Annotated in this window: 19 protein-coding genes and 1 pseudogene; 14 read left to right on the top strand and 6 right to left on the bottom strand. The window is 70.5% G+C overall.

Annotated features, from left to right (window positions below; genetic code table 11):
• The first annotated feature begins 13 nt into the window (after window positions 1-13).
• From purT to AC5Y6X_RS23565, 3 genes are read left to right on the top strand one after another with little or no spacing between them, the layout of a single operon-like run.
• Window positions 14-1177, top strand: coding sequence for a formate-dependent phosphoribosylglycinamide formyltransferase (purT, locus tag AC5Y6X_RS23575; RefSeq protein WP_499989549.1), 1164 nt, complete (start codon window positions 14-16; stop codon window positions 1175-1177).
• On the top strand, window positions 1174-1590 hold the full coding sequence (locus AC5Y6X_RS23570; protein WP_499989548.1) for a rhodanese-like domain-containing protein: 417 nt from the start codon (window positions 1174-1176) through the stop codon (window positions 1588-1590). The genes purT and AC5Y6X_RS23570 overlap by 4 nt, the downstream gene beginning before the upstream one ends.
• Window positions 1587-2807, top strand: a complete 1221-nt coding sequence (locus AC5Y6X_RS23565; protein WP_499989547.1) for an O-succinylhomoserine sulfhydrylase — start codon at window positions 1587-1589, stop codon at window positions 2805-2807. Before AC5Y6X_RS23570 ends, AC5Y6X_RS23565 begins: the two co-directional genes overlap by 4 nt.
• Here the strand turns inward: AC5Y6X_RS23565 and AC5Y6X_RS23560 are convergent.
• Window positions 2804-4186 carry an NAD(P)/FAD-dependent oxidoreductase gene (locus AC5Y6X_RS23560; protein ID WP_499989684.1) on the bottom strand — a complete coding sequence of 461 codons (1383 nt, stop codon included), beginning with the start codon at window positions 4184-4186 and terminating at the stop codon, window positions 2804-2806. The two genes, AC5Y6X_RS23565 and AC5Y6X_RS23560, sit on opposite strands and share 4 nt — an antisense overlap.
• A 45-nt stretch (window positions 4187-4231) precedes the next feature.
• On the opposite strand from AC5Y6X_RS23560, the gene AC5Y6X_RS23555 reads away from it, so the two are divergent.
• A complete protein-coding gene (locus AC5Y6X_RS23555) occupies window positions 4232-5656 on the top strand; it encodes an HNH endonuclease signature motif containing protein (protein WP_499989546.1) in 1425 nt (474 codons plus the stop codon).
• Between the two features lie 12 nt (window positions 5657-5668).
• Here the strand turns inward: AC5Y6X_RS23555 and AC5Y6X_RS23550 are convergent, their stop codons facing one another.
• Genes AC5Y6X_RS23550 through AC5Y6X_RS23535 form a run of 4 tightly spaced genes read right to left on the bottom strand, consistent with a single transcriptional unit; the run spans window position 5669 to window position 8885 of the window.
• Window positions 5669-6280: a hypothetical protein gene (locus AC5Y6X_RS23550; RefSeq protein WP_499989545.1), complete on the bottom strand. Its 612-nt coding sequence runs from the start codon at window positions 6278-6280 to the stop codon at window positions 5669-5671.
• 11 nt (window positions 6281-6291) lie between these two features.
• A complete protein-coding gene (locus AC5Y6X_RS23545) occupies window positions 6292-6930 on the bottom strand; it encodes a TetR/AcrR family transcriptional regulator (protein ID WP_499989544.1) in 639 nt (212 codons plus the stop codon).
• A 12-nt stretch (window positions 6931-6942) separates the two neighbouring features.
• A complete protein-coding gene (locus tag AC5Y6X_RS23540; protein WP_499989543.1) occupies window positions 6943-8130 on the bottom strand; it encodes an acyl-CoA dehydrogenase in 1188 nt (395 codons plus the stop codon).
• A gap of 5 nt (window positions 8131-8135) precedes the next feature.
• Window positions 8136-8885, bottom strand: coding sequence for an SDR family NAD(P)-dependent oxidoreductase (locus tag AC5Y6X_RS23535; RefSeq protein ID WP_499989542.1), 750 nt, complete (start codon window positions 8883-8885; stop codon window positions 8136-8138).
• A gap of 69 nt (window positions 8886-8954) precedes the next feature.
• Between AC5Y6X_RS23535 and AC5Y6X_RS23530 the strand changes: the two genes are divergently transcribed.
• Genes AC5Y6X_RS23530 through AC5Y6X_RS23505 form a run of 6 tightly spaced genes read left to right on the top strand, consistent with a single transcriptional unit; the run spans window position 8955 to window position 14302 of the window.
• Window positions 8955-9323 (top strand): DUF3054 domain-containing protein, encoded by a 369-nt coding sequence (locus AC5Y6X_RS23530; protein ID WP_499989541.1) that lies wholly within the window; start codon window positions 8955-8957, stop codon window positions 9321-9323.
• Window positions 9320-10279 carry a class I SAM-dependent methyltransferase gene (locus AC5Y6X_RS23525; RefSeq protein WP_499989540.1) on the top strand — a complete coding sequence of 320 codons (960 nt, stop codon included), beginning with the start codon at window positions 9320-9322 and terminating at the stop codon, window positions 10277-10279. Before AC5Y6X_RS23530 ends, AC5Y6X_RS23525 begins: the two co-directional genes overlap by 4 nt.
• 3 nt (window positions 10280-10282) lie before the next feature.
• Complete coding sequence (locus AC5Y6X_RS23520) at window positions 10283-10774, top strand: GNAT family N-acetyltransferase (RefSeq protein ID WP_499989539.1); 492 nt, start codon at window positions 10283-10285, stop codon at window positions 10772-10774.
• Window positions 10771-11856 (top strand): LLM class flavin-dependent oxidoreductase, encoded by a 1086-nt coding sequence (locus AC5Y6X_RS23515; protein WP_499989538.1) that lies wholly within the window; start codon window positions 10771-10773, stop codon window positions 11854-11856. Before AC5Y6X_RS23520 ends, AC5Y6X_RS23515 begins: the two co-directional genes overlap by 4 nt.
• A complete protein-coding gene (locus AC5Y6X_RS23510; RefSeq protein ID WP_499989537.1) occupies window positions 11853-12971 on the top strand; it encodes an LLM class flavin-dependent oxidoreductase in 1119 nt (372 codons plus the stop codon). The genes AC5Y6X_RS23515 and AC5Y6X_RS23510 overlap by 4 nt, the downstream gene beginning before the upstream one ends.
• A complete protein-coding gene (locus tag AC5Y6X_RS23505; protein ID WP_499989536.1) occupies window positions 12968-14302 on the top strand; it encodes an NtaA/DmoA family FMN-dependent monooxygenase in 1335 nt (444 codons plus the stop codon). Before AC5Y6X_RS23510 ends, AC5Y6X_RS23505 begins: the two co-directional genes overlap by 4 nt.
• Window positions 14303-14312: 10 nt before the next feature.
• Here AC5Y6X_RS23505 and AC5Y6X_RS23500 read toward each other — a convergent pair whose 3' ends face one another.
• Window positions 14313-15050 carry an MBL fold metallo-hydrolase gene (locus AC5Y6X_RS23500; protein ID WP_499989535.1) on the bottom strand — a complete coding sequence of 246 codons (738 nt, stop codon included), beginning with the start codon at window positions 15048-15050 and terminating at the stop codon, window positions 14313-14315.
• A 29-nt stretch (window positions 15051-15079) separates the two neighbouring features.
• On the opposite strand from AC5Y6X_RS23500, the gene fgd reads away from it, so the two are divergent.
• From fgd to AC5Y6X_RS23480, 4 genes and pseudogenes are all read left to right on the top strand, one after another.
• Window positions 15080-16090, top strand: a complete 1011-nt coding sequence (fgd, locus tag AC5Y6X_RS23495; protein WP_499989534.1) for a glucose-6-phosphate dehydrogenase (coenzyme-F420) — start codon at window positions 15080-15082, stop codon at window positions 16088-16090.
• The gene (gene pta / locus AC5Y6X_RS23490; protein WP_499989533.1) at window positions 16083-18167 is read left to right on the top strand and encodes a phosphate acetyltransferase; all 2085 of its coding nucleotides are present in this window, start codon (window positions 16083-16085) and stop codon (window positions 18165-18167) included. Before fgd ends, pta begins: the two co-directional genes overlap by 8 nt.
• Window positions 18160-19314, top strand: a complete 1155-nt coding sequence (locus AC5Y6X_RS23485; RefSeq protein WP_499989532.1) for an acetate kinase — start codon at window positions 18160-18162, stop codon at window positions 19312-19314. The genes pta and AC5Y6X_RS23485 overlap by 8 nt, the downstream gene beginning before the upstream one ends.
• 41 nt (window positions 19315-19355) lie before the next feature.
• Window positions 19356-19643: pseudogene (locus AC5Y6X_RS23480) on the top strand (hypothetical protein); the annotation flags it as partial.
• Window positions 19644-19711 lie beyond the last annotated feature (68 nt).

Here is a 19711-nt window from a genome sequence, read left to right as displayed (position 1 = left end):
CTATCCTTGTGCGGTGACTGACGGCACGACCGAAGGACCTGCCGCCGACGCGCGCGCCGCCGGCGACGGCAGGCCCCGCGTGCTGCTGCTGGGCGCCGGCGAGCTCAACCGGGAGCTGGCGATCGCCCTGCGGCGGCTGGGCGCCGAGGTGACCACGACGAGCACCGCGGACGAGCTTCCGGCGGCGATCGGGCGGTCGCGACCGGACTTCGTGGTGTCCGCCGCCGACACGGCCTTCCTCGACGCGCTCGACGCGCTTCCCGACGGCGAGCGCCCCGAGCTGGTGCCCAGCGCCCGCGCCGCGCGGCTCACCGCCGACCGCGAGGGCCTGCGCCGGCTGGCCGCCGACCAGCTGGGCCTGCCCACCGCGCCGTTCTGGTTCGCCGGATCGGTCGGCGAGCTCGAGGCCGTGGCCGCGCACGCCGGATACCCGCTGCTGGTCAAGCCGGTGACGGGGCCGTCCGGCCCGGGACGCTCGGTGGTCCGGCGCCCCGACGACATCGCGCCCGCCTGGCAGCGCGCGGCGGGGGCGCAGGCAAGGCCGCGGGTGCTGGCCGAAACGGTGGTCGACATCGAATTGGACGTCACCCTGTACGCGGTGCGCAGCGACGGCCCGCGCGGCCCGGTGATCGAGTTCTGCTCACCCATCGGCCATCGCCGCGCCGAGGCCGGCGAGCTGGAATCCTGGCAACCGCAGCAGCTGACCGACGCCGCGCTGGACGCGTCCCGATCGGTCGCCGCGCGCATCGTCAAGGCGCTCGGCGGGCGCGGGGTCTTCGGCGTCAACCTGATGATCAACGGCGACGAGGTGTACTTCGCCGACGTGTCCGCGGGCCCGCGGCCGAGCGCCTGGGTGACCCTGCGCAGCCAGCGGCTTTCGGTGTTCGACCTGCAGGCGCGCGCCGTCCTCGGCCTGCCGGTGGACACCATCATGGTTTCGCCGGGTGCCGCCCGGGCGATACCGCCGGGGCGCACCGCGTTTCCCGCCGCCGGCGCGCTCGGCGGCGCGCTTGCCGTCCCCGAAACCGACCTGCTGGTGTTCGGCCCCGGCTCGGGGCCGTCGGACACCACGCGGCCGCTGGGTGTGGCGCTGGCCACGGCGCCGGACGTGGCGGTCGCGCGCGACCGCGCCCGACAGGTGGCGACCGCGGTGAATATGCGAGACTCACGCGGATGAGCTACGCGGGAGATATCACGCCCCTCGAGGCCTGGAAGATGCTCAGCGACAACCCCCGGGCGGTGCTGGTCGACGTCCGCACCGACGCCGAGTGGCGGTTCGTCGGTGTGCCCGACCTGTCCAGCCTCGGCCGCGACGTGGTGTACATCGAGTGGAATACGACCGACGGGACGCCCAACGAGAACTTCGCGGCCGAACTGCGGGAACGGGTGCCGCCGTCCGACGAGGAGCGCCCCGTGGTCTTCCTGTGCCGCTCGGGCAACCGCTCCATCGGGGCCGCCGAGGTCGCGACCGAGGTCGGCATCACCCCGGCCTACAACGTGCTGGACGGCTTCGAAGGCCACCTCAACGCGCAGGGCCATCGCGGCGAAACAGGTTGGCGGGCAATAGGATTGCCCTGGAAGCAGCTATGACCGACCCCCGTTCGGTCCGCACCCCCAAGGCGCTGCCCGACGGCGTCGGCCCGGCCACCACCGGCGTGCGCGGCGGAATCCTGCGGTCCGGGTTCGACGAGACCGCCGAGGCGATGTTCCTGACGTCCGGCTACGTCTACGAGTCGGCCGCCGTCGCGGAGAAGTCGTTCACCGGCGACCTGGACCACTTCGTGTACTCCCGATACGGCAACCCCACCGTGACGATGTTCGAGGAGCGGTTGCGCCTCATCGAGGGGGCCCCGGCAGCGTTCGCCACCGCGAGCGGCATGGCCGCGGTGTTCACCTCGCTGGGCGCGCTGCTGGCCGCCGGTGACCGGCTGGTCGCGTCGCGCAGCCTGTTCGGGTCGTGTTTCGTGGTGTGCAACGAGATCCTGCCGCGCTGGGGCGTGGAGACGGTGTTCGTCGACGGCGACGACCCGGCGCAGTGGGAGCGGGCGCTCTCGGTGCCGACCCAGGCGGTGTTCTTCGAGACGCCGTCGAACCCGATGCAGTCGCTGGTCGACATCGCCGCGGTGACCGAGCTGGCGCACGCCGCGGGGGCAAAGGTGGTGCTGGACAACGTGTTTGCCACGCCGCGGCTGCAGCAGGGCATCCCGCTCGGGGTCGACGTGGTGGTGTACTCCGGCACCAAGCACATCGACGGCCAGGGCCGGGTGCTCGGTGGCGCCATCCTCGGCGACAAGGAGTACATCGACGGCCCGGTGCAGAAGCTGATGCGGCACACCGGCCCGGCGATGAGCGCTTTCAACGCCTGGGTGTTGCTGAAAGGCCTTGAGACGCTGGCGATCCGGGTCGAGCACAGCAACTCGTCGGCGCAGCGGATCGCGGAGTTCCTGGAGTCCCATCCCGCGGTGAGCTGGGTGCGCTACCCCTACCTGGTGTCACACCCCCAGTACGATCTGGCCAAGCGTCAGATGTCCGGCGGCGGCACAGTTGTCACGTTCGCGCTGGACTGCGCCGAAAGCGCCGCCAAGCAGCGGGCCTTCGAGGTGCTGGACAGGCTGCGGCTGATCGACATCTCCAACAACCTGGGCGACGCCAAATCGCTTGTCACCCATCCGGCGACGACGACGCACCGGGCGATGGGCCCCGAGGGCCGCGCGGCGATCGGGCTGGGCGACAACGTCGTTCGCATCTCCGTCGGGCTGGAGGGCACCGACGACCTGATCGCGGACATCGATCAGGCGCTGCGCTAGCCCGCGGCCTTCCGCTCGGCCACCTCGGCGTTCTCGGCCGCCGCCAGGGTTCCCCCCTCGGCCTGCTGCTCCACCCAGTTCGCCAGCGGCCGTGCGTAAATCATCTGGCTGGTGATCGCCATCTGGCCGCGGGTGCGACCCAAAAACGAGATGCCCCAGGCGAACATGGCGGCGAGGCGGTTGCGGAAGCCGACCAGATACAACAGGTGCAGCAGCAGCCAGGCCAGCCAGGCGAAGAAGCCGGCGAACTCCACCCTGCCGATCTTCGCGACGGCGCTGTACCGGGAGATGAGCGCCATGCTGCCCTTGTCGAAGTACTTGAACGGCTTGCGGTTGGCCGGATCGTCGTGGCCCTTCACCGCGTGCTTGATCAGCGTGGCGGCGTAGTGCGCCCCCTGGATCGCGCCCTGGGCCATCCCAGGGACGCCGGGGACGGACATCAGGTCACCGACGACGAAGACGTACGGGTGGCCCTTGACGCTGAGGTCGGGCTCGACGATCACCCTTCCCGCGCGGTCGGTTTCGGTTCCGTCGGACTGGTCGGCGATCATCTTGCCGAGCGGGCTGGCCGCGACACCGGCCGCCCACACCTTGCAGGCGCATTCGATACGCCGCTCGCCGCCGTCTTTGTCCTTGACCGTGATGCCCATGTAGTCGACCGCGGTCACCATCGCGTTGAGCTGGATCTCGACGTCCATCTTCGTCAGCCGCCGTTGCGCCTTGAGGCCCAGCTTCTCACCCATCGGCGGGAGCACCGCGGGCGCCGCGTCGAGCAGGATCACCCGGCAGTCGCTGGGCGTGATGGTCCGAAACGCCCCGGCCAGGGTGCGCTCGGCCAGTTGGACGATCTCGCCGGCCAGCTCGACGCCCGTCGGCCCGGCGCCGACCACGACGAAAGTGAGCCGGCGTTGCCGCTCGGCCGGATCGGTGGCGACCTCGGCGGCCTCGAAGGCGCCCAGGATGCGCCCGCGCAGCTCGAGCGCGTCGTCGATGGACTTCATGCCCGGCGCGAAGGCGGCGTACTCGTCGTGGCCGAAGTAGGACTGCTGGGCTCCGGCGGCGACGATGAGGCTGTCGAACGGGGTCACCGTCTGCATGCCCATCAGGTGCGACGTGACCGTCTTCGCCTTCAGGTCGATCGCGCTCACCTCGCCCCACAGCACCCGGACGTTCTTCTGGTTGCGCAGGACCAGCCTGGTCGTCGGCGCGACGTCGCCCTCGGACAGGATCCCGGTCGCCACCTGGTACAGCAGCGGCTGGAACAGGTGAGTGGTCGTCTTCGAGATCAGGGTGATGTCGACATCGGCCCGCCGGAGCGACTTCGCCGCGTTCAGGCCCCCGAATCCGCTCCCGATGATGACGACGCGATGGCGCGACATGCTCATCACCCTATGTTGTCAGACGGCGTTCCTATAATCGAACGCATGTTCGAAGACCTGGTCGACGCCGGCGTGGTGGACGCCATCGCGGAGGCGGCGCGCGCGCAGAACGTGATGTGTGCGCGTGAGTTGGCCGCGATCGGCGAGCTGTATGCGCGGCGGGCGCCGGCCGAGGACACCGAGCGGCTCAGTTGGGCCGTCGACGGCCACGAGAACGTGGTCGCCGAGGTGGCCGCGGCGCTGGGGATCAGCCGGGGCCGGGCGGCGGGCCGGTTGCGTTACGCCATCGCGTTGCGCGAGCGGCTGCCCCGGGTGGCCGAGGTGTTCGCGCGCGGAGACATCGACTACCGGCTCATGACCACCGTGGTGTACCGCACCGACCTGATCGACGATCCCGAGCTGGTTGCGAAGTTGGACGCGGCGCTGGCCAGGCATGCCCCGCGGTGGATGGCGCTGTCGGAGCCGAAAGTCATGGCGCGCATCGACATGTGGGTCGCGCGGTTCGACCCGGCCGGCGTGCGGGTGCCGCGCGCTCGCACCGAGGACCGCTACGTCGAGTTTGTCCCGGCGCCTCCCGGGCTCGCCGGGTTCTATGCGCAGCTGCACTCCACCGACGGCGCGGCGCTGGACACCGCGCTCGACCAGCTGGCCGCCACCGTGTGCCGCGATGACCCGCGCACCAAAAAGCAGCGGCGCGCCGACGCCCTGGGTGCGTTGGTCGCCGGGTTGGACGGTCTGCGTTGTCTGTGCGGTGCGCCCGATTGCGCGGCGGCACAACGGCATCCGGGAACCGACGTCGTGATCCATGTGCTGGCCGAGCAGGCCGCGCTCGAGGACGCCTCGCACGCCCCGGCATACCTACCCGGATTCGGCCCCGTGCCGGCGCCGCTGCTGCGCGATCTGGCGCCGTTCGCCAAGACCACCTCGCTGGTGATACCGCGGGCCGGTGCGGAGCCGGGCTACCGGCCTTCGGCGGCACTGGCGGAATTCATCCGATTCCGGGACCTGACTTGCCGGTTCCCCGGGTGCGACTGCCCCGCGGAGGTCTGCGACATCGACCACACCGTGCCCTTCCCGTTCGGCCCCACCCACCCGTCGAACCTCAAACTGCTGTGCCGTTTCCACCACCTGCTCAAGACGTTCTACAACGGGTGGCGCGATCTTCAGTTGCCGGACGGAACCGTGGTCTGGACATCCCCGTCGGGCAACACCTACACCACCAAACCGTTTGGCGCCCTGCTCTTTCCGGCGCTGGCCATCCCGACGGGGACGCTGACGTTGCCCACCGACCTGCGGGCGCCGCAGCCCAACCGCGGCGTCATGATGCCGCGGCGGCGACGCACCCGCGCCGCCGACCGCGCCGCCCGCATCCGCTGGGAGCGCGGCATCAACGAAGCCCGCCTCGCCGCCGAGGCCGCCCGCCGCGACCTGCGGCCGACACCCCACAACAACGACCCGCCACCCTTTTAGAAGGGCCACGCGTTAGAAGGGCCAAGCGCTCGCGTTGGTCTTGTACTTCGCGTTGAGCTGGCTGCAGAAGTCGTCGGCCGTGCCGGCGAGCAGGATGTAATACGCCTCGCCGCCCCGGCTTTCGAAGGAGTTGGGCGTCGTCCAGCCGTTGTCGCACATCGACGTCTGGTTGCCGGCCGTCGGCCTGCGCCAGTTGGTCTTGGCGCACGACGCGAGGGCGTCGACGTTGCCCACGGTGCTCTTGGAGGCGACCAGCATCGCGCCTCCCCACTGGCCGTCGTTGCGCCGGTAGGCCCGCGCCCCGAATCCGGCATTGTTGGTCTGGCACGCCAGCGCCCGGCGCAACAACCCGAAGGGCGCCGCGAGCTGCGGGTTGGCCACCGCGGCGGCGGCGGTGATGAACTGGGCCGCGTCCGAGCCGTCCACCTCCTGGACATCCGGATTCCCGAGGCTGGTCAACTGCTGCGCGATCCCGGCGTTGCTGCCGCCGCCGATGATCGGCCCGCCCCCGCCGGACGTCATCGCGGGCAGCGCGACGGGATCGGCGGTCGCCGTGGGCGTCCCGACCAGAACGCCCGTGGATAGTGCACAGGCCGCGATCCTCGCGGCGACCCGGACTGTCATAGCTCTCGAGCCTATCCCCCCGGGGGCAACAGCAACGCGTTGATCACGTGGGCCGTCTGCACCCGGATGTATTCGTCGACGGTGTAGATCGGCCCGAAGTGCCAGTGCTTGAGCGCCCACCCGTGCGCGATCAGCATGATGTCGAACACGGTGAGATCGACGTCGACGTCGCGGAACACGCCCTGAGCGATCCCGGCCTCGATCGCCGCGCGAAGCGGTGCGGCCGTGGCGATTTCGAGCTCCTTGATCCGTGCGCGGCCGGCGGGCCCCAGCGTCCGGCTCTCGCGGTAGGTCAGCACCACGCCGTCGAGGTTCTCGTCGACGATCTGGATGTAGCGGCGGATCCCGGCGGCCAGCCGTTCGACCACATCGTCACCGGCGGCGTCCATCACCGGCGCCAGCTGGTCGCGGAACACGTCCAGGATGCGCACGATCGTCGCGAGCAGCAGGTCTTCCTTGCCGCCGAAGTACTTGTAGAGCAGGCCGACACTGACATTGGCCTCGGCGGCCAGGTCCTGCATCGACATCCGGTGGAACCCGGTCCTGCCCATGACCTTGACCGCGGCGTCGAGCACCTGACGGCGCCGCGAGCTGGCCCGCACCGCGCGGACGGCCTCCTCGACGGGAAGCTCACCGTAGTCGACGGCCATCGGGTGCTCCTGTCAGCGGAAGGCGTCGCTGCCGGTGAAGGCCTGGCCGAGGACCAGCTGGTGCATCTCGGGTGTGCCCTCGTAGGTCAGCACCGACTCCAGGTTGACCATGTGCCGGATGACGGGGTATTCCAGCGATATCCCGTTGCCGCCCAATATGGTTCGGGCGGCCCGGCAGATCTTGATGGCCTCGCGGGTGTTGTTGAGCTTGCCGAAGCTGACCTGTTCGGGGCGCAGGCCGACGCCGTCCTTGAGGCGGCCGAGGTGCAGCGACAGCAGCTGGCCCTTGTGCAGTTCGACGGCCATGTCGACGAGTTTGGCCTGGGTCAACTGGAATCCGGCGATCGGGCGACCGAATTGGGTGCGCTGCGTGGCGTAGTCCAGCGCGGATTGCCAGGCCGTCCGCGCCGCCCCCATCGATCCCCAGATGATGCCGTAGCGCGCCTCGGACAGGCAGGACAGCGGCCCCCGCAGCCCGGTGGCGTCGGGCAGCATCGCGTCGGCGGGCAGCCGCACGTCGTCGAGCACCAGCTCGCTGGTGATCGACGCCCGCAGCGACAGCTTGTGGTGGATGGTGTTGGCGGTGAACCCGGGGGTGTCGGTGGGGACGATGAACCCGCGGATCCCGTCGTCGGTGGCGGCCCACACGATCGCGACGTCGGCGACCGAGCCGTTGGTGATCCACATCTTGCGGCCGTTGATCACCCAGTCCGAACCGTCTTGGCGCGCGCCGGTTTTCATCGCGGCGGGGTCGGACCCGACGTCGGGCTCGGTCAACCCGAAGCAGCCGAGCAGGTCGCCCGCGGCCATGCCGGGCAGCCACTGCCGCTTCTGCTCCTCGGATCCGAAGTTCCAGATCGCGAACATGGCCAGCGACCCCTGCACGGAGACCATCGACCGAACACCGGAGTCGGCGGCCTCCAGCTCGGTACAGGCCAGGCCGTAGTGCACGGCCGAGGCGCCGCCGCATCCGTAGCCGTGCAGGTGCATGCCGAGCAGGCCGAGCTCGCCGAACTGCTTCCCGAGTTCGCGGGCCACCGGAAGGTCGCCGGCCTCGAACCAGTCCGCCACATACGGCGTGACGTGCTCGGCGCAGAACTTCCTGACGGTGTCGCGCACCGCGATCTCGTCGCTCGACAGGGATGCGTCGAGGCCGAGCGGGTCGAATCGGTCGAAGGCGGGGGGTGCGTCGGTGCTCATAGCAGTCAGCCTGCCATCGTCAGCCCGCCGCTGACACTGATGACCTGTCCGGTGATGAACGACGCGGCGTCGGAGGCGAAGAACAGCACCGGCGCCGCGACCTCCTCGGGACGGGCCAGGCGGCGAAACGGGATCGCCTTGACCAGCGCCTCTTTCAGCTTCTCGGGCTGTGCGTGAAACAGCGGCGTGTCCGTCGGGCCCGGGCACACGCAGTTCACCGTGATCCGATGGCGGGCCATTTCCCGGGCCAGCGACTTGGTCAGCGCGATGACGCCGCCCTTGGCGCCGGCGTAGACGGTTTCGCCCGCGCTGCCGACGCGGCCCGCGTCGCTGGCCACGTTGACCACCCGTCCGCCCGCGTGCGTCTCGATCATCGCGGGCAGGAAGGCGCCGCAGACGTACACCGGACCCAGGTAATTGATCGCCACCACCTTGGCGGCGAATTCCGGTGTGGCATTGAGGAATTGGTCGGTGCGGTCCCAGCCGGCCGCGTTGACGACGATGTTGGGCACCCCGACCTCGTCGTGGGTGCGGGCGCGCAGGGTGTCGACTTGGGCGGGGTCGGCGACGTCCACCGGCAGCGCGGTGATCAGCCCGGGGTGCTGCTCGGCGGTGGCCGCCGCGGCCGACTCGTCGAGGTCGGCGGCGACGACCCGGTCGCCCCGGGTGGCGAGCGCCAGGGCGATCGCCCTGCCGATGCCCGACCCGGCGCCGGTCACGACGGCGATCCCGCCGGAATGTGAATCAGCATTCATCGCCGACGAATCTAGGTTCACCGCGGCTTCGCGGTCAAGGCGCGCGACCCGGCCCGGTAGTCTCGCTGCATGCAGCGGTGGCCGAGCTCCCTAGCCGCGGACGTCATTGCCGTGCTGGTGTTCTGCGCCGCGGGGCGCCGCAGCCACGGCGAGGGGCTCGACGTCACCGGCCTGGTGACGACGGCGTGGCCGTTTCTCACCGGGACCGCCGTCGGTTGGCTGGCGTCCCGGGCCTGGCGGCGCCCGACTGCCGTGGCGCCCACCGGGGTGGTCGTGTGGCTGTGCACGGTGGCGGTGGGCATGGCGCTGCGCAAGGCCAGTTCGGCCGGTGTGGCGGCGAGTTTCGTGTTGGTGGCGGCGTCGGTCACCGCGGCCCTGCTGCTCGGTTGGCGAGGCGCCGTCGCGCTGACCGCGCGGCGCGGCGCCCACACACGATGAAACGGACGGAAGACGACACCTGGGGTCCGGCCACCGGCGTCGGAACGACGGCGACGTTCGGCGCGGTCGCCCGGGCGGTGGCCACCAACGCGGGGCTGCTCGACGACCCGCTCGCCGAGCACCTGGTTCGTGCCGCGGGGGTGGATTACTTCACCCGGCTGATCGACGACCGGCGCTACGCCGACGACGGCGGCGCTTACTCCGTCGTGAACGGGATGGCGGATGTCCTTGCGGCACATACCCGATTCGTCGACGAATACCTCGCGGACGCCGGGAGGGCGGGCATCCACCAGGTGGTGATCCTCGGGTCCGGCCTGGACACCCGGCCCTACCGGCTGTGGTGGCCGCCGGGCACGACGGTGTACGAGATCGACCAGCCGGAAGTCATCGATTTCAAGACCGGCGTGCTGCGCGGGCTCGGCGCCGGGCTGACCGCGAACCGTCGCGCGGTCGGCGTCGACCTTCGTCAGGATTGGCTGGACGGGCTGCGGCGCGTGGGTTTCGACGCCGCGCAACGCACGGTGTGGGTCGCCGAGGGCGTGCTGGTCGGCTACCTGCCGCCGCGCGCGCAGAATCGGCTGCTGGAAACGCTCACGGCCCAGAGCGCCACCGGTAGCCGGTTGGCCGCCGATCACATGCCGACCTGGAGCCAGGCGCAGATGGACGCGGGGCGGGCCTTCATCGACATCTGGCGGCAGCAGGGCCTGGACGTCGACCTGGCCGCGCTGACCCACCCGGGCGAATACCGGTATGTCCCGCAGTATCTGGCGGCCCGCGGCTGGGAGACCGTCGAGCGGAAGGTCACCGATATGTTCGCTGCGATCGGAATGGCCGGCCTATGGCGCGGCGGCCCGCAGGACGAGGCCGTCACCCCCCGCTACGTCACCGCCACCCTGTCCGGGCGGCGCCGTGAGCGCGGCCGGAATGCATCCACCCGCCACACGTTGGACAGTTAGGTGATGTCCCGACTCCAGTTCGTATCGGCGGCCTACGAGGACCCGCTGGCACAGCCGCTGCTGGCCGAGCTGGCCGTCGAGTACGCGCAGCGCTACGGCGGGACGCCGAGCGCGCACCTGACCTGGTTGCCGGTGCCGCCCGAGGAGTTGGCGGCGCCCGACGGCGGCTTGCTGATCGGCGTGCTGGACGGGGTGCCGGTCACCGGCGGCGCGTTCCGGCGTTTCGACGACGAGACCGCCGAACTCAAACGGATCTGGACCGACCGCGCGCATCGGCGCCGCGGCTACGCGAGGGCGCTGCTGGCGGCGCTGGAGGCGGAGACCGCGACGCGCGGCTACCGGCGGCTGTACCTGATCACCGGCAACCGCCAGCCCGAGGCCGAGGCGCTGTACGACGCGACCGGGTACACCCGGGTGCAGGCCGAGCCGATGCCGTCCTGGGGGCCGTTTCACCCCATCGCGTTCGAGAAGATCCTCGGCGAGGGGCTCGCATGACTCAGCTGCATCTGGGGGTCGCGCTCGACGGCTACGGCTGGCACCCGCAGGCGTGGCGGGCCACGCTGGCGTCCGACCCCGCCTTGTCGGTGCTGGACGGCGGCTATTGGTCTGCGCTGGCGGCCACCGCCGAGCGCGGGCTGCTCGACTTCCTCACCATCGACGACACGTTGATGCCGCAGATCGGACGGGGCGAGCGCATCCGCCCCGAGCGGCTGGCCGGCCGCGGCGACGCCGTGCTGGTCGCGGCCCGCATCGCCCCGGCGACCCGGCACATCGGGTTGATCCCGGTGGCCACGGTCACCCACACCGAGCCCTTTCACGTCTCCAAAGCCATTGCGACGCTTGACTATGTGTCGCATGGCCGGGCCGGCTGGCAACCGCGGGTGAGCGTGACCGCGCACGAGGCGGCGCTGTTCGGCCGCCGGGACGTGTCGGAGATCGCGTTCTTCGATGAGGCCGTGGAGTACGTCGACGTGGTCCGCCGGTTGTGGGACAGCTGGGAGGACGACGCGATCATCCGGGACGTGACCACCGGGCGCTACGTCGACACGGACAAGCTGCACTACATCGACTTCACCGGAAGGTACTTCTCGGTCAAGGGGCCGTCGATCACGCCGCGCCCGCCGCAGGGCCAGCCGGTGGTGGCCGCGCTGGCGCACGCCGGATCCGCATACGAATTCGCCGCCGCCGGCGCCGACGTCGTCTTCGTCACGCCCACCGACGACGCGTCGCTGCGCGGCATCCTCGGCGAGCTGCGCGCGGCGGGCGGCACCGAGCTGAAGGTGTTCGCCGACGTGGTGGTGTCGTTCGGCGGCGACGGCTTTCGGTCGGACGCGCTCGTCTTCACCGGTGGCGCAACGGAATTGGTGGACCTGCTGTTGGGCTGGCAGCGGCTCGGCATCGACGGCGCGCGGCTGCGGCCGGCGGTCAACGCCACCGACCTGCCGGCGATCGTCGACGAGCTGGTGCCGCTGTTGCAGCGGGCCGGGCGGTTTCGCGCCGGCTACCGCGACGGCGAAACGCTGCGCGCGCGGCTGGGTCTGCCCGTCGCGCCCAACCAAACCGCGGTCCGGCGATGAGCCCGGTGCCGCTGTCGATACTGGACCTCGCGCCGATCAGCGAGGGCAGCGACGTCGCGACGGCGTTGCGCAACACCGTCGACCTGGCCCAGCACGCCGAGCGGTGGGGCTATCGCCGGTTCTGGGTCGCCGAGCATCACTTCGTCGCGGTCGGCGCCGCGGTGCCGGCGGTGCTGATCGGGCGAATCGCAGCCGCCACCAAGGAGATTCGCGTCGGGTCCGGCGCGGTGCAGCTCAGCCACACCACGGCCGCCGCGATTGTCGAGAGCTTCGGGATGCTGGACGCGTTCTTCCCGGGCCGCATCGATCTCGGCGTGGGCCGCTCGGCGCAGCGACGCATATCGAAGCCGAAGGGGCCGCGGCCCCCCAGGCCGGAGCCGTCGCGCGAATGGCGCGAGGTCGACGGCGTGGTGATCCCGCCCCCGTTCGATCTGCGCGGGTTGCTGGGCAGCGACCGGGTCAGGGCGACGATGTCGGTCCTGCAGCAGCCCGAGGCGGTCGCCCCCGACTTCGAAGAGCAGCTCGGCGACATCATCGCCATGCTGGCGGGCAGCTACCAGGTCGACGGCGTGGACCTGCACGCGGTGCCGGGTGAGGGCGCCGCGCTGACGCCGTGGATCTTCGGCAGCAGCAAGGGCCGCAGCGCCAAGGTGGCCGGGGCGCTGGGCCTGCCGTTCGTCGCCAGCTACCACATCACCCCGTCGACCGCGCTGGACGCCATCGACGCCTACCGGGACGCCTTCGTGCCGTCGGAGGCGCTGGAGCGGCCCTACGTAGTGGTGTCGGCCGACGTCGTGGTGGCCGACGACACCGCCACCGCCAGGCACCTGGCGTCCAGCTACGGCCAATGGGTCTACTCCATCCGGGCCGGGGGCGGGGCCATCCCGTACCCCGACCCCGACCACTGCCCGCCGCTGACCGACGAGCAGCTGGCGGTGGTAAACGACCGGATAGCAACGCAATTCGTCGGCAACCCGGACGAGGTGGCCGAGCGGCTGGAGACGCTGCAGCGCGCCACCGACGCCGACGAACTCGTCATCACCTCGGTCACCCACCGGCACTCCGACCGGCTGCGCTCGCACGAGCTGATCGCCAAACGGTGGGGGCTGACGTGAGCCGCAAACCGATCTACCTCGCCGCGCACTTCCCGGGCGTCAACAACACCACCGTATGGACCGACCCCCGCGCGGGCAGCCAGATCGAATTCGACTCGTTCGTGCACCTGGCCCGCACCGCCGAACGCGGGTTGTTCGACTTCTTCTTCCTGGCCGAGGGGCTGCGGCTGCGCGAACACCGCGGCCGCATCTACGACCTGGACGTGGTGGGCCGGCCGGACACCTTCACTGTGCTGGCGGCGCTGGCGGGTGTCACCGACCGGATCGGGCTGACCGGGACCATCAACACCACCTTCAACGAACCGTTCGAGGTGGCAAGGCAATTCGCGACGCTCGACCACCTGTCCGGCGGCCGCGCCGGGTGGAACATCGTCACCTCGTCGGACGCCTTCACCGGCGCCAACTTCCGGCGCGGCGGATTTCTGCCGCACGCCGACCGGTACCGGCGGGCCGAGGAGTTCCTCACCGTGGCCCGCCGGTTCTGGGACAGCTGGGAGGCCGACGCCGTGCTGGCCGACTTGGAGGCGGGTGTGTACGTCGACCCGGACCGGATCCACCGCGTCGAACACCGCGGCCCGCAGTTCGACGTGCGCGGGTTCGCCACGCTGCCCGCCGGACCGCAGGGCCATCCGATACTGCTGCAGGCCGGCGACTCCGACGAGGGGCGCGCGTTCGGTGCGCGGCACGCCGACGCGTTGTTCACCCTGCACTCGTCGCTGGAGAACGGTCAGCGCTACTACGCCGACGTCAAGGGCCGCGCCAAGTCCTACGGTCGAGACCCCAACCGGCTCAAGGTTTTTCCGGCGGCGACGTTCGTTATCGGGGACACCGACGCCGAGGCCGAGGACAAGGCGCGCCACATCCGCTACCAGCAGGTCAGCGGCGCGACGGCGATCGCGATGCTCGAGCAGGTGTGGGGCCGCGAGCTCTCCGACCACGACCCGGACGGCCCGCTGCCCGATTTCGATCCCGTCGTCGACAGCGACATCACCCAGGGCCGGGTCCGGCACGGCGACCCGATCGCGGTGGCCCGCCGCTACCGCGATCGGGCCGAGGCCGAGAACCTGTCGATCCGCGAGCTCGTCATCGCCGTCACCAGCCGCCAGCAGTTCGTCGGCACGCCGGCCCGGATCGCCGACGAGATCGACCTGTACATCCAGGCCGACGCGTGCGACGGGTTCATCCTGGTGCCGCACCTCACGCCGCACGGCTTGGACGAGTTCGTCGACCGGGTGGTGCCGCTGTTGCAGGAGCGCGGCGCGTTCCGCACCGAGTACACCGGCGAGACGCTGCGCGAGCACCTGGGTCTGGCGGCTTCGACTGTGAGGTGAGGGTTCACGCTTAGCGCGCCAGCGCGAGCGCGGCGTCGGTCGCCTCCCGGATCGGCCCGCGCCACACGTCGCCGTGACCGGGCAGCAGCACCTCGGTCTCCAGCAGGGCGAGCGCGGTCAGGCTGCGCAGGCAGTTCGGCTGGCTGTGGCTGAACACCGCCGGCAGCAGCTGCGGCCCGCTGTGCCGCAGCAGCGGGTGGCCGGTGATCAGCGCGTCGCCGCTGACCAGCACGCCGTCGACGACATACGAGCAGTGCCCGCTGGTGTGCCCCGGGGTGGCGATGGCCATCGGACGGCCGGGCAGCCCGGCGGCCGCCTCGGCGGTCAGCGGCTGCGTGGTGGGGATGCCGTCGCGGACCAGGCCGCCGCTGCGCACCACATGAAGGCCCCAGGTCGCCCACCGCGGCCGCCAAATGCGCAGGGCGACATCGAGAATCGAGACCTGCTCCAGGTACTCGCGCTTGGCGTGACCCACCTCGTCGGCGTGGCAGTACACCGGGGTGCCGTGCTCGCGCGCGAACCAGATCGCCGAGCCCAAATGGTCGATGTGCGCGTGGGTGAGCAGGATGGCGCGAACGTCGCCCGCGTCGTAGCCCAGCCGGCGCAGCGACGCCAGCACCGCCTCGCGGTCGCCGGGATAGCCGGCGTCGATCAGCATGACGCCGTCGTCGCCGGTGACCAGCGTCCAGTTGACGGCCGGGCCCTGGGCGAGGTGCACGATGTCGGTGACTTGAACTAGCTCCGCCATGCCCGCCAGCCTAGGAGTAGAAAGAACGGGTGGCCGAACTGAAACTTGGATACAAAGCCTCCGCCGAACAATTCGCACCGCGCGAGCTCGTGGAACTGGCCGTCGCCGCCGAAGCGCACGGCATGGACAGCGCCACCGTCAGCGATCACTTCCAGCCGTGGCGGCACGAGGGCGGGCATGCGCCGTTCTCGCTGGCCTGGATGACCGCCGTCGGCGAACGCACCGAACGGCTGCAGCTGGGCACCTCGGTGCTCACCCCGACCTTCCGGTACAACCCCGCCGTCGTCGCGCAGGCCTTCGCCACCATGGCCTGCCTGTACCCGAACCGCGTCTTCCTGGGGGTGGGCACGGGTGAGGCGTTGAACGAGATCGCCACCGGGTACGAGGGCGCCTGGCCGGAGTTCAAGGAGCGCTTCGCCCGGCTGCGCGAATCGGTGCGGCTGATGCGCGAGCTATGGCGCGGCGACCGGGTCGACTTCGACGGCGAGTACTACCGCCTCAAGGGGGCCTCGATCTACGACGTGCCCGAGGGCGGCGTGCCGGTCTACATCGCGGCCGGCGGACCCGCGGTGGCCAAGTACGCCGGCCGCGCCGGCGACGGCTTCATCTGCACGTCCGGCAAGGGCGAGGAGCTGTACGCCGAAAAGCTGATGCCCGCGGTGCTGGAGGGCGCCGCGGCCGCCGAGCGCAACCCCGACGACATCGACAAGATGATCGAGATCAAGATCTCCTACGACACCGATCCGGAACTGGCGCTGGAGAACACCCGCTTCTGGGCGCCGCTGTCGCTGACGGCCGAGCAGAAGCACAGCATCGACGACCCCATCGAGATGGAGAAGGCCGCCGACGCACTGCCGATCGAGCAGATCGCCAAGCGCTGGATCGTCGCGTCGGATCCCGACGAGGCCGTCGAAAAGGTCGGCCAGTACGTCGAGTGGGGCCTGAACCACCTGGTGTTCCACGCGCCCGGCCACGATCAGCGCCGGTTCCTGACGCTGTTCGAAAAGGATCTGGCGCCCAGGTTGCGGCGACTTGGCTGACACCGCTCGGACCGCCTCGGGGATCTACATCGCGGCGCCCGAGGCGGAGACCGGCAAGTCGACGATCGCGCTGGGGCTGCTCAACCGGCTGACCGCGACCGTCGCCAAAGTCGGTGTGTTCCGGCCCATTACACGGGCGGACTCGGACCGGGACTACATCCTGGAATTGCTGCTGACCCGAACCACCGCCGGGCTGTCCTACGAGCAGTGCGTCGGCGTCACCTACCAGCAGCTGCATGCCGACACCGACGCCGCGATCGCCGCCATCGTCGAGGCCTACCAGGCCGTGGCGCAGGCCTGCGACGCGGTGGTGATCGTCGGCAGCGACTACACGGACGTCACCAGCCCCGCGGAGCTGTCGGCCAACGCCCGGATCGCGGTAAACCTCGGCGCACCAGTGCTATTGACGGTGAGCGGCAAGGGCCGCACCCCGGGCGAGGTCCTCGGCGTCGTCCAGGTGTGCATGGCCGAGCTGATGGCTCAACGCGCCCACACCGCCGCGGTGGTCGCCAACCGGTGCGAGCCCGCGGAGCTCGCCGCCGTCGCCGAGGCGCTGCGCTCGTTCGTCCCGCACAGCTATGTGCTGCCGGACGACCCGCTGCTGTCGGCGCCGACGGTGGCGGAATTGCAGAAGGCCGTGGGCGGGACGCTGGTCAGCGGCGACGCCGAGCTGACCGGGCGCGAGGCGATGGGCGTGCTGGTGGCCGGGATGACGGCCGACCACGTGCTGGAACGGCTGCGCGACGGCATGGCGGTGATCACCCCCGGCGACCGTTCCGATGTCGTGCTGGCCGTCGCGAGCGCCCATGCGGCCGAAGGGTTTCCGTCGCTGTGCTGCCTGATCCTCAATGGCGGCTTCGAGCTGCATCCGTCGATATCGGCGCTGGTGTCGGGCCTGCGGCTGCGGCTGCCCATCATCGCGACCGAGCTGGGAACCTACGACACGGCCGGCGCCGTCGCCTCGGCCCGCGGCCGGGTCACCGCGACGTCGCAGCGCAAGATCGACACCGCGGTGGAGCTGGTGAACACCCACATGGACGTCGCGGATCTGCTGGCGCAGCTTGCCATTCCGATCCCTACGATCACCACGCCGCAGATGTTCACCCATCGGCTGACGCAATGGGCCCGCGCCGACCGCAAGCGCATCGTTCTTCCCGAAGGGAACGACGACCGGATCCTCGAGGCGGCCGGGCGGGTGCTCCGGCGCCGCATCGCCGACCTCACCATCCTGGGCGATGAAGCCGAAATCCGGTTGCGCTCCGCCGAACTCGGGGTCGACCTCACCGAGGCGAAGGTCATCGATCCTCGCGACGAGGGCCTGTGCGACCGGTTTGCCGAGCAGTACGCAGAGCTGCGCAAGGACAAGGGGGTCACCGTCGAGCAGGCCCACGAGATGATGCACGATGTCTCGTATTTCGGGACCATGCTGGTGCACAACGGCGTGGTCGACGGCATGGTGTCCGGCGCCGCGCACACCACCGCGCACACCGTGCGCCCGGCGCTGGAGATCATCCGGACGGTGCCGGACGTCTCGACGGTGTCCAGCATCTTCCTGATGTGCCTGCCGGATCGGGTGCTGGCCTACGGTGACTGCGCGATCGTCCCGGACCCCACACCCGAACAGCTCGCCGACATCGCGATCTCGTCGGCGCGCACCGCCGCGCGGTTCGGCATCGACCCACAGGTGGCGATGCTGTCCTATTCCACCGGCGATTCGGGCGCCGGGGCCGACGTCGAAAAGGTACGGAAGGCAACGGAATTGGTGCACGCCCGGGATCCGCGGCTGCCCGTCGAGGGGCCCATCCAGTACGACGCCGCGATCGAACCGTCGGTCGCGGCCGCCAAGCTGCGCGATTCGCCGGTGGCCGGTCACGCCACGGTGCTGATCTTTCCCGACCTCAACACCGGCAACAACACGTACAAGGCGGTGCAGCGCAGCGCCGGGGCGATCGCGATCGGGCCGGTGCTGCAGGGCCTGCGCAAGCCGGTGAACGACCTGTCCCGCGGCGCGCTGGTCGAAGACATCGTCAACACCATTGCCATCACGGCCATTCAGGCGCAGGACGGTCATGGCTGAGACGCTGGTGCTGGTTATCAACTCGGGTTCTTCATCTCTCAAATTCCAGCTGGTCGAACCGGCTTCCGGCCGGTCGCGGGCCGGCGGGATCGTGGAGCGGATCGGCGAACCGTCGTCGCCGGTGGCCGACCACGACGCGGCGCTGCGCCGCGCCTTCGACGAGCTGGCCGATGCCGGATACGAATTGAAGCGCGTCGACCTGGCGGCAGTCGGACATCGGGTGGTGCACGGCGGCACGCGGTTTTATCGTCCGACGCGGTTGGACGACGCGGTGGTCGCCGAACTCGACAAGCTGTCGGAGTTGGCGCCGCTGCACAATCCGCCGGCGGTCACGGCGATCGAGGTGGCGCGACGGCTGCTGCCCGACGTACCGCACGTCGCCGTGTTCGACACCGCGTTCTTCCACGACCTGCCGCCCGCGGCCGCGACCTACGCCATCGACCGCGAGCTGGCCGAGCGACACCAGATCCGCCGCTACGGATTCCATGGCACGTCGCACGAGTACGTCAGCCAGCAGGCCGCGTCGTTCCTCGGCAGGCCGTTGGACGTCGTGAACCAGATCGTGCTGCACCTGGGTAACGGCGCGTCGGCTTCGGCCATCGTCGGCGGCCGTCCGGTCGAAACATCAATGGGCTTAACGCCGTTGGAAGGCCTCGTGATGGGCACCCGCAGCGGTGACATCGACCCGGGCGTTTACAGCTACCTGTGGCGCACCGCGAAGATGGACGTGGACGAGATCGAGTCGATGCTGAACAAGCGGTCCGGGGTGTTGGGCCTGTGCGGGGAGCGGGACTTCCGGCGGCTGGGCGAGATGATCGAATCCGGTGACGAGGTAGCGAAATTGGCGTACGACGTGTTCATCCACCGGTTACGCAAGTATGTCGGCGCCTACCTGGCCGTGCTGGGCCACACCGACGTCATCAGCTTCACCGCCGGAATCGGCGAGAACGTTCCGGCGGTCCGCCGCGACGCCGTGGCCGGCCTGGAAGAGCTGGGCATCGTGCTGGACCAGGCCCGCAATCTCGGCGGCGGCAAGGGGCCGCGGCAGATCTCTGCGGACGACTCTCCGATCGCCGTGCTGGTGATCCCGACCAACGAGGAGCTGGCCATCGCCCGCGACTGCGTCGGCGTGGTGGCCTGTGGATAGCCGAAGGCGCGGGGGCCGGCTGTCGTGCGACCCTTCGCGGCGTGCGGGAACCATTCATCGGCAGCGAGGCGCTGCGGCGCGGGGCCCTGGACCGCCATCAATTGCGCACGCGATACCGCGCCGTGCTGCCCGACGTGTACCTGCCGACCGCGGTGCAACCCTCACTGGAGCAGCGCATCTCCGCGGCCTGGCTGTGGTCGAGGGGCCGGGCGACCATCGCGGGCGCGGCCGCCGCGGCACTGCACGGCACCAAGTGGATTCCCGCTGACGTCCCCGTCGAGCTGATCTGCGGCAACTCCCGCCCGCCGCGGGGTGTCGTGACGCGGCGCTGTGAACACAGGGCGGCGCCTCGGCGATTTTCCCGCCCACGATTCACTCTCGAAGCCCAGGATTCACA

The organism is Mycobacterium sp. NGS26 (assembly GCF_059813025.1).
The sequence above is the reverse complement of the archived record's forward strand: the minus strand, read 5'-3'. Positions and strand labels throughout refer to the sequence as shown.

Bases quoted from the DNA above. Each gene is read 5' to 3' on its own strand.
- AC5Y6X_RS23540 (WP_499989543.1), bottom strand. From the start codon at position 8,130: ATGAGCACCGACGCACCCCCCGCCTTCGACCGATTCGACCCGCTCGGC.
- AC5Y6X_RS23555 (WP_499989546.1), top strand. From the start codon at position 4,232: ATGTTCGAAGACCTGGTCGACGCCGGCGTGGTGGACGCCATCGCGGAG.
- AC5Y6X_RS23565 (WP_499989547.1), top strand. From the start codon at position 1,587: ATGACCGACCCCCGTTCGGTCCGCACCCCCAAGGCGCTGCCCGACGGC.
- AC5Y6X_RS23545 (WP_499989544.1), bottom strand. From the start codon at position 6,930: ATGGCCGTCGACTACGGTGAGCTTCCCGTCGAGGAGGCCGTCCGCGCG.
- AC5Y6X_RS23570 (WP_499989548.1), top strand. From the start codon at position 1,174: ATGAGCTACGCGGGAGATATCACGCCCCTCGAGGCCTGGAAGATGCTC.
- AC5Y6X_RS23530 (WP_499989541.1), top strand. From the start codon at position 8,955: ATGCAGCGGTGGCCGAGCTCCCTAGCCGCGGACGTCATTGCCGTGCTG.
- AC5Y6X_RS23485 (WP_499989532.1), top strand. From the start codon at position 18,160: ATGGCTGAGACGCTGGTGCTGGTTATCAACTCGGGTTCTTCATCTCTC.
- AC5Y6X_RS23525 (WP_499989540.1), top strand. From the start codon at position 9,320: ATGAAACGGACGGAAGACGACACCTGGGGTCCGGCCACCGGCGTCGGA.
- AC5Y6X_RS23535 (WP_499989542.1), bottom strand. From the start codon at position 8,885: ATGAATGCTGATTCACATTCCGGCGGGATCGCCGTCGTGACCGGCGCC.
- AC5Y6X_RS23520 (WP_499989539.1), top strand. From the start codon at position 10,283: ATGTCCCGACTCCAGTTCGTATCGGCGGCCTACGAGGACCCGCTGGCA.
- AC5Y6X_RS23550 (WP_499989545.1), bottom strand. From the start codon at position 6,280: ATGACAGTCCGGGTCGCCGCGAGGATCGCGGCCTGTGCACTATCCACG.
- AC5Y6X_RS23515 (WP_499989538.1), top strand. From the start codon at position 10,771: ATGACTCAGCTGCATCTGGGGGTCGCGCTCGACGGCTACGGCTGGCAC.
- AC5Y6X_RS23560 (WP_499989684.1), bottom strand. From the start codon at position 4,186: ATGTCGCGCCATCGCGTCGTCATCATCGGGAGCGGATTCGGGGGCCTG.
- AC5Y6X_RS23500 (WP_499989535.1), bottom strand. From the start codon at position 15,050: ATGGCGGAGCTAGTTCAAGTCACCGACATCGTGCACCTCGCCCAGGGC.
- AC5Y6X_RS23510 (WP_499989537.1), top strand. From the start codon at position 11,853: ATGAGCCCGGTGCCGCTGTCGATACTGGACCTCGCGCCGATCAGCGAG.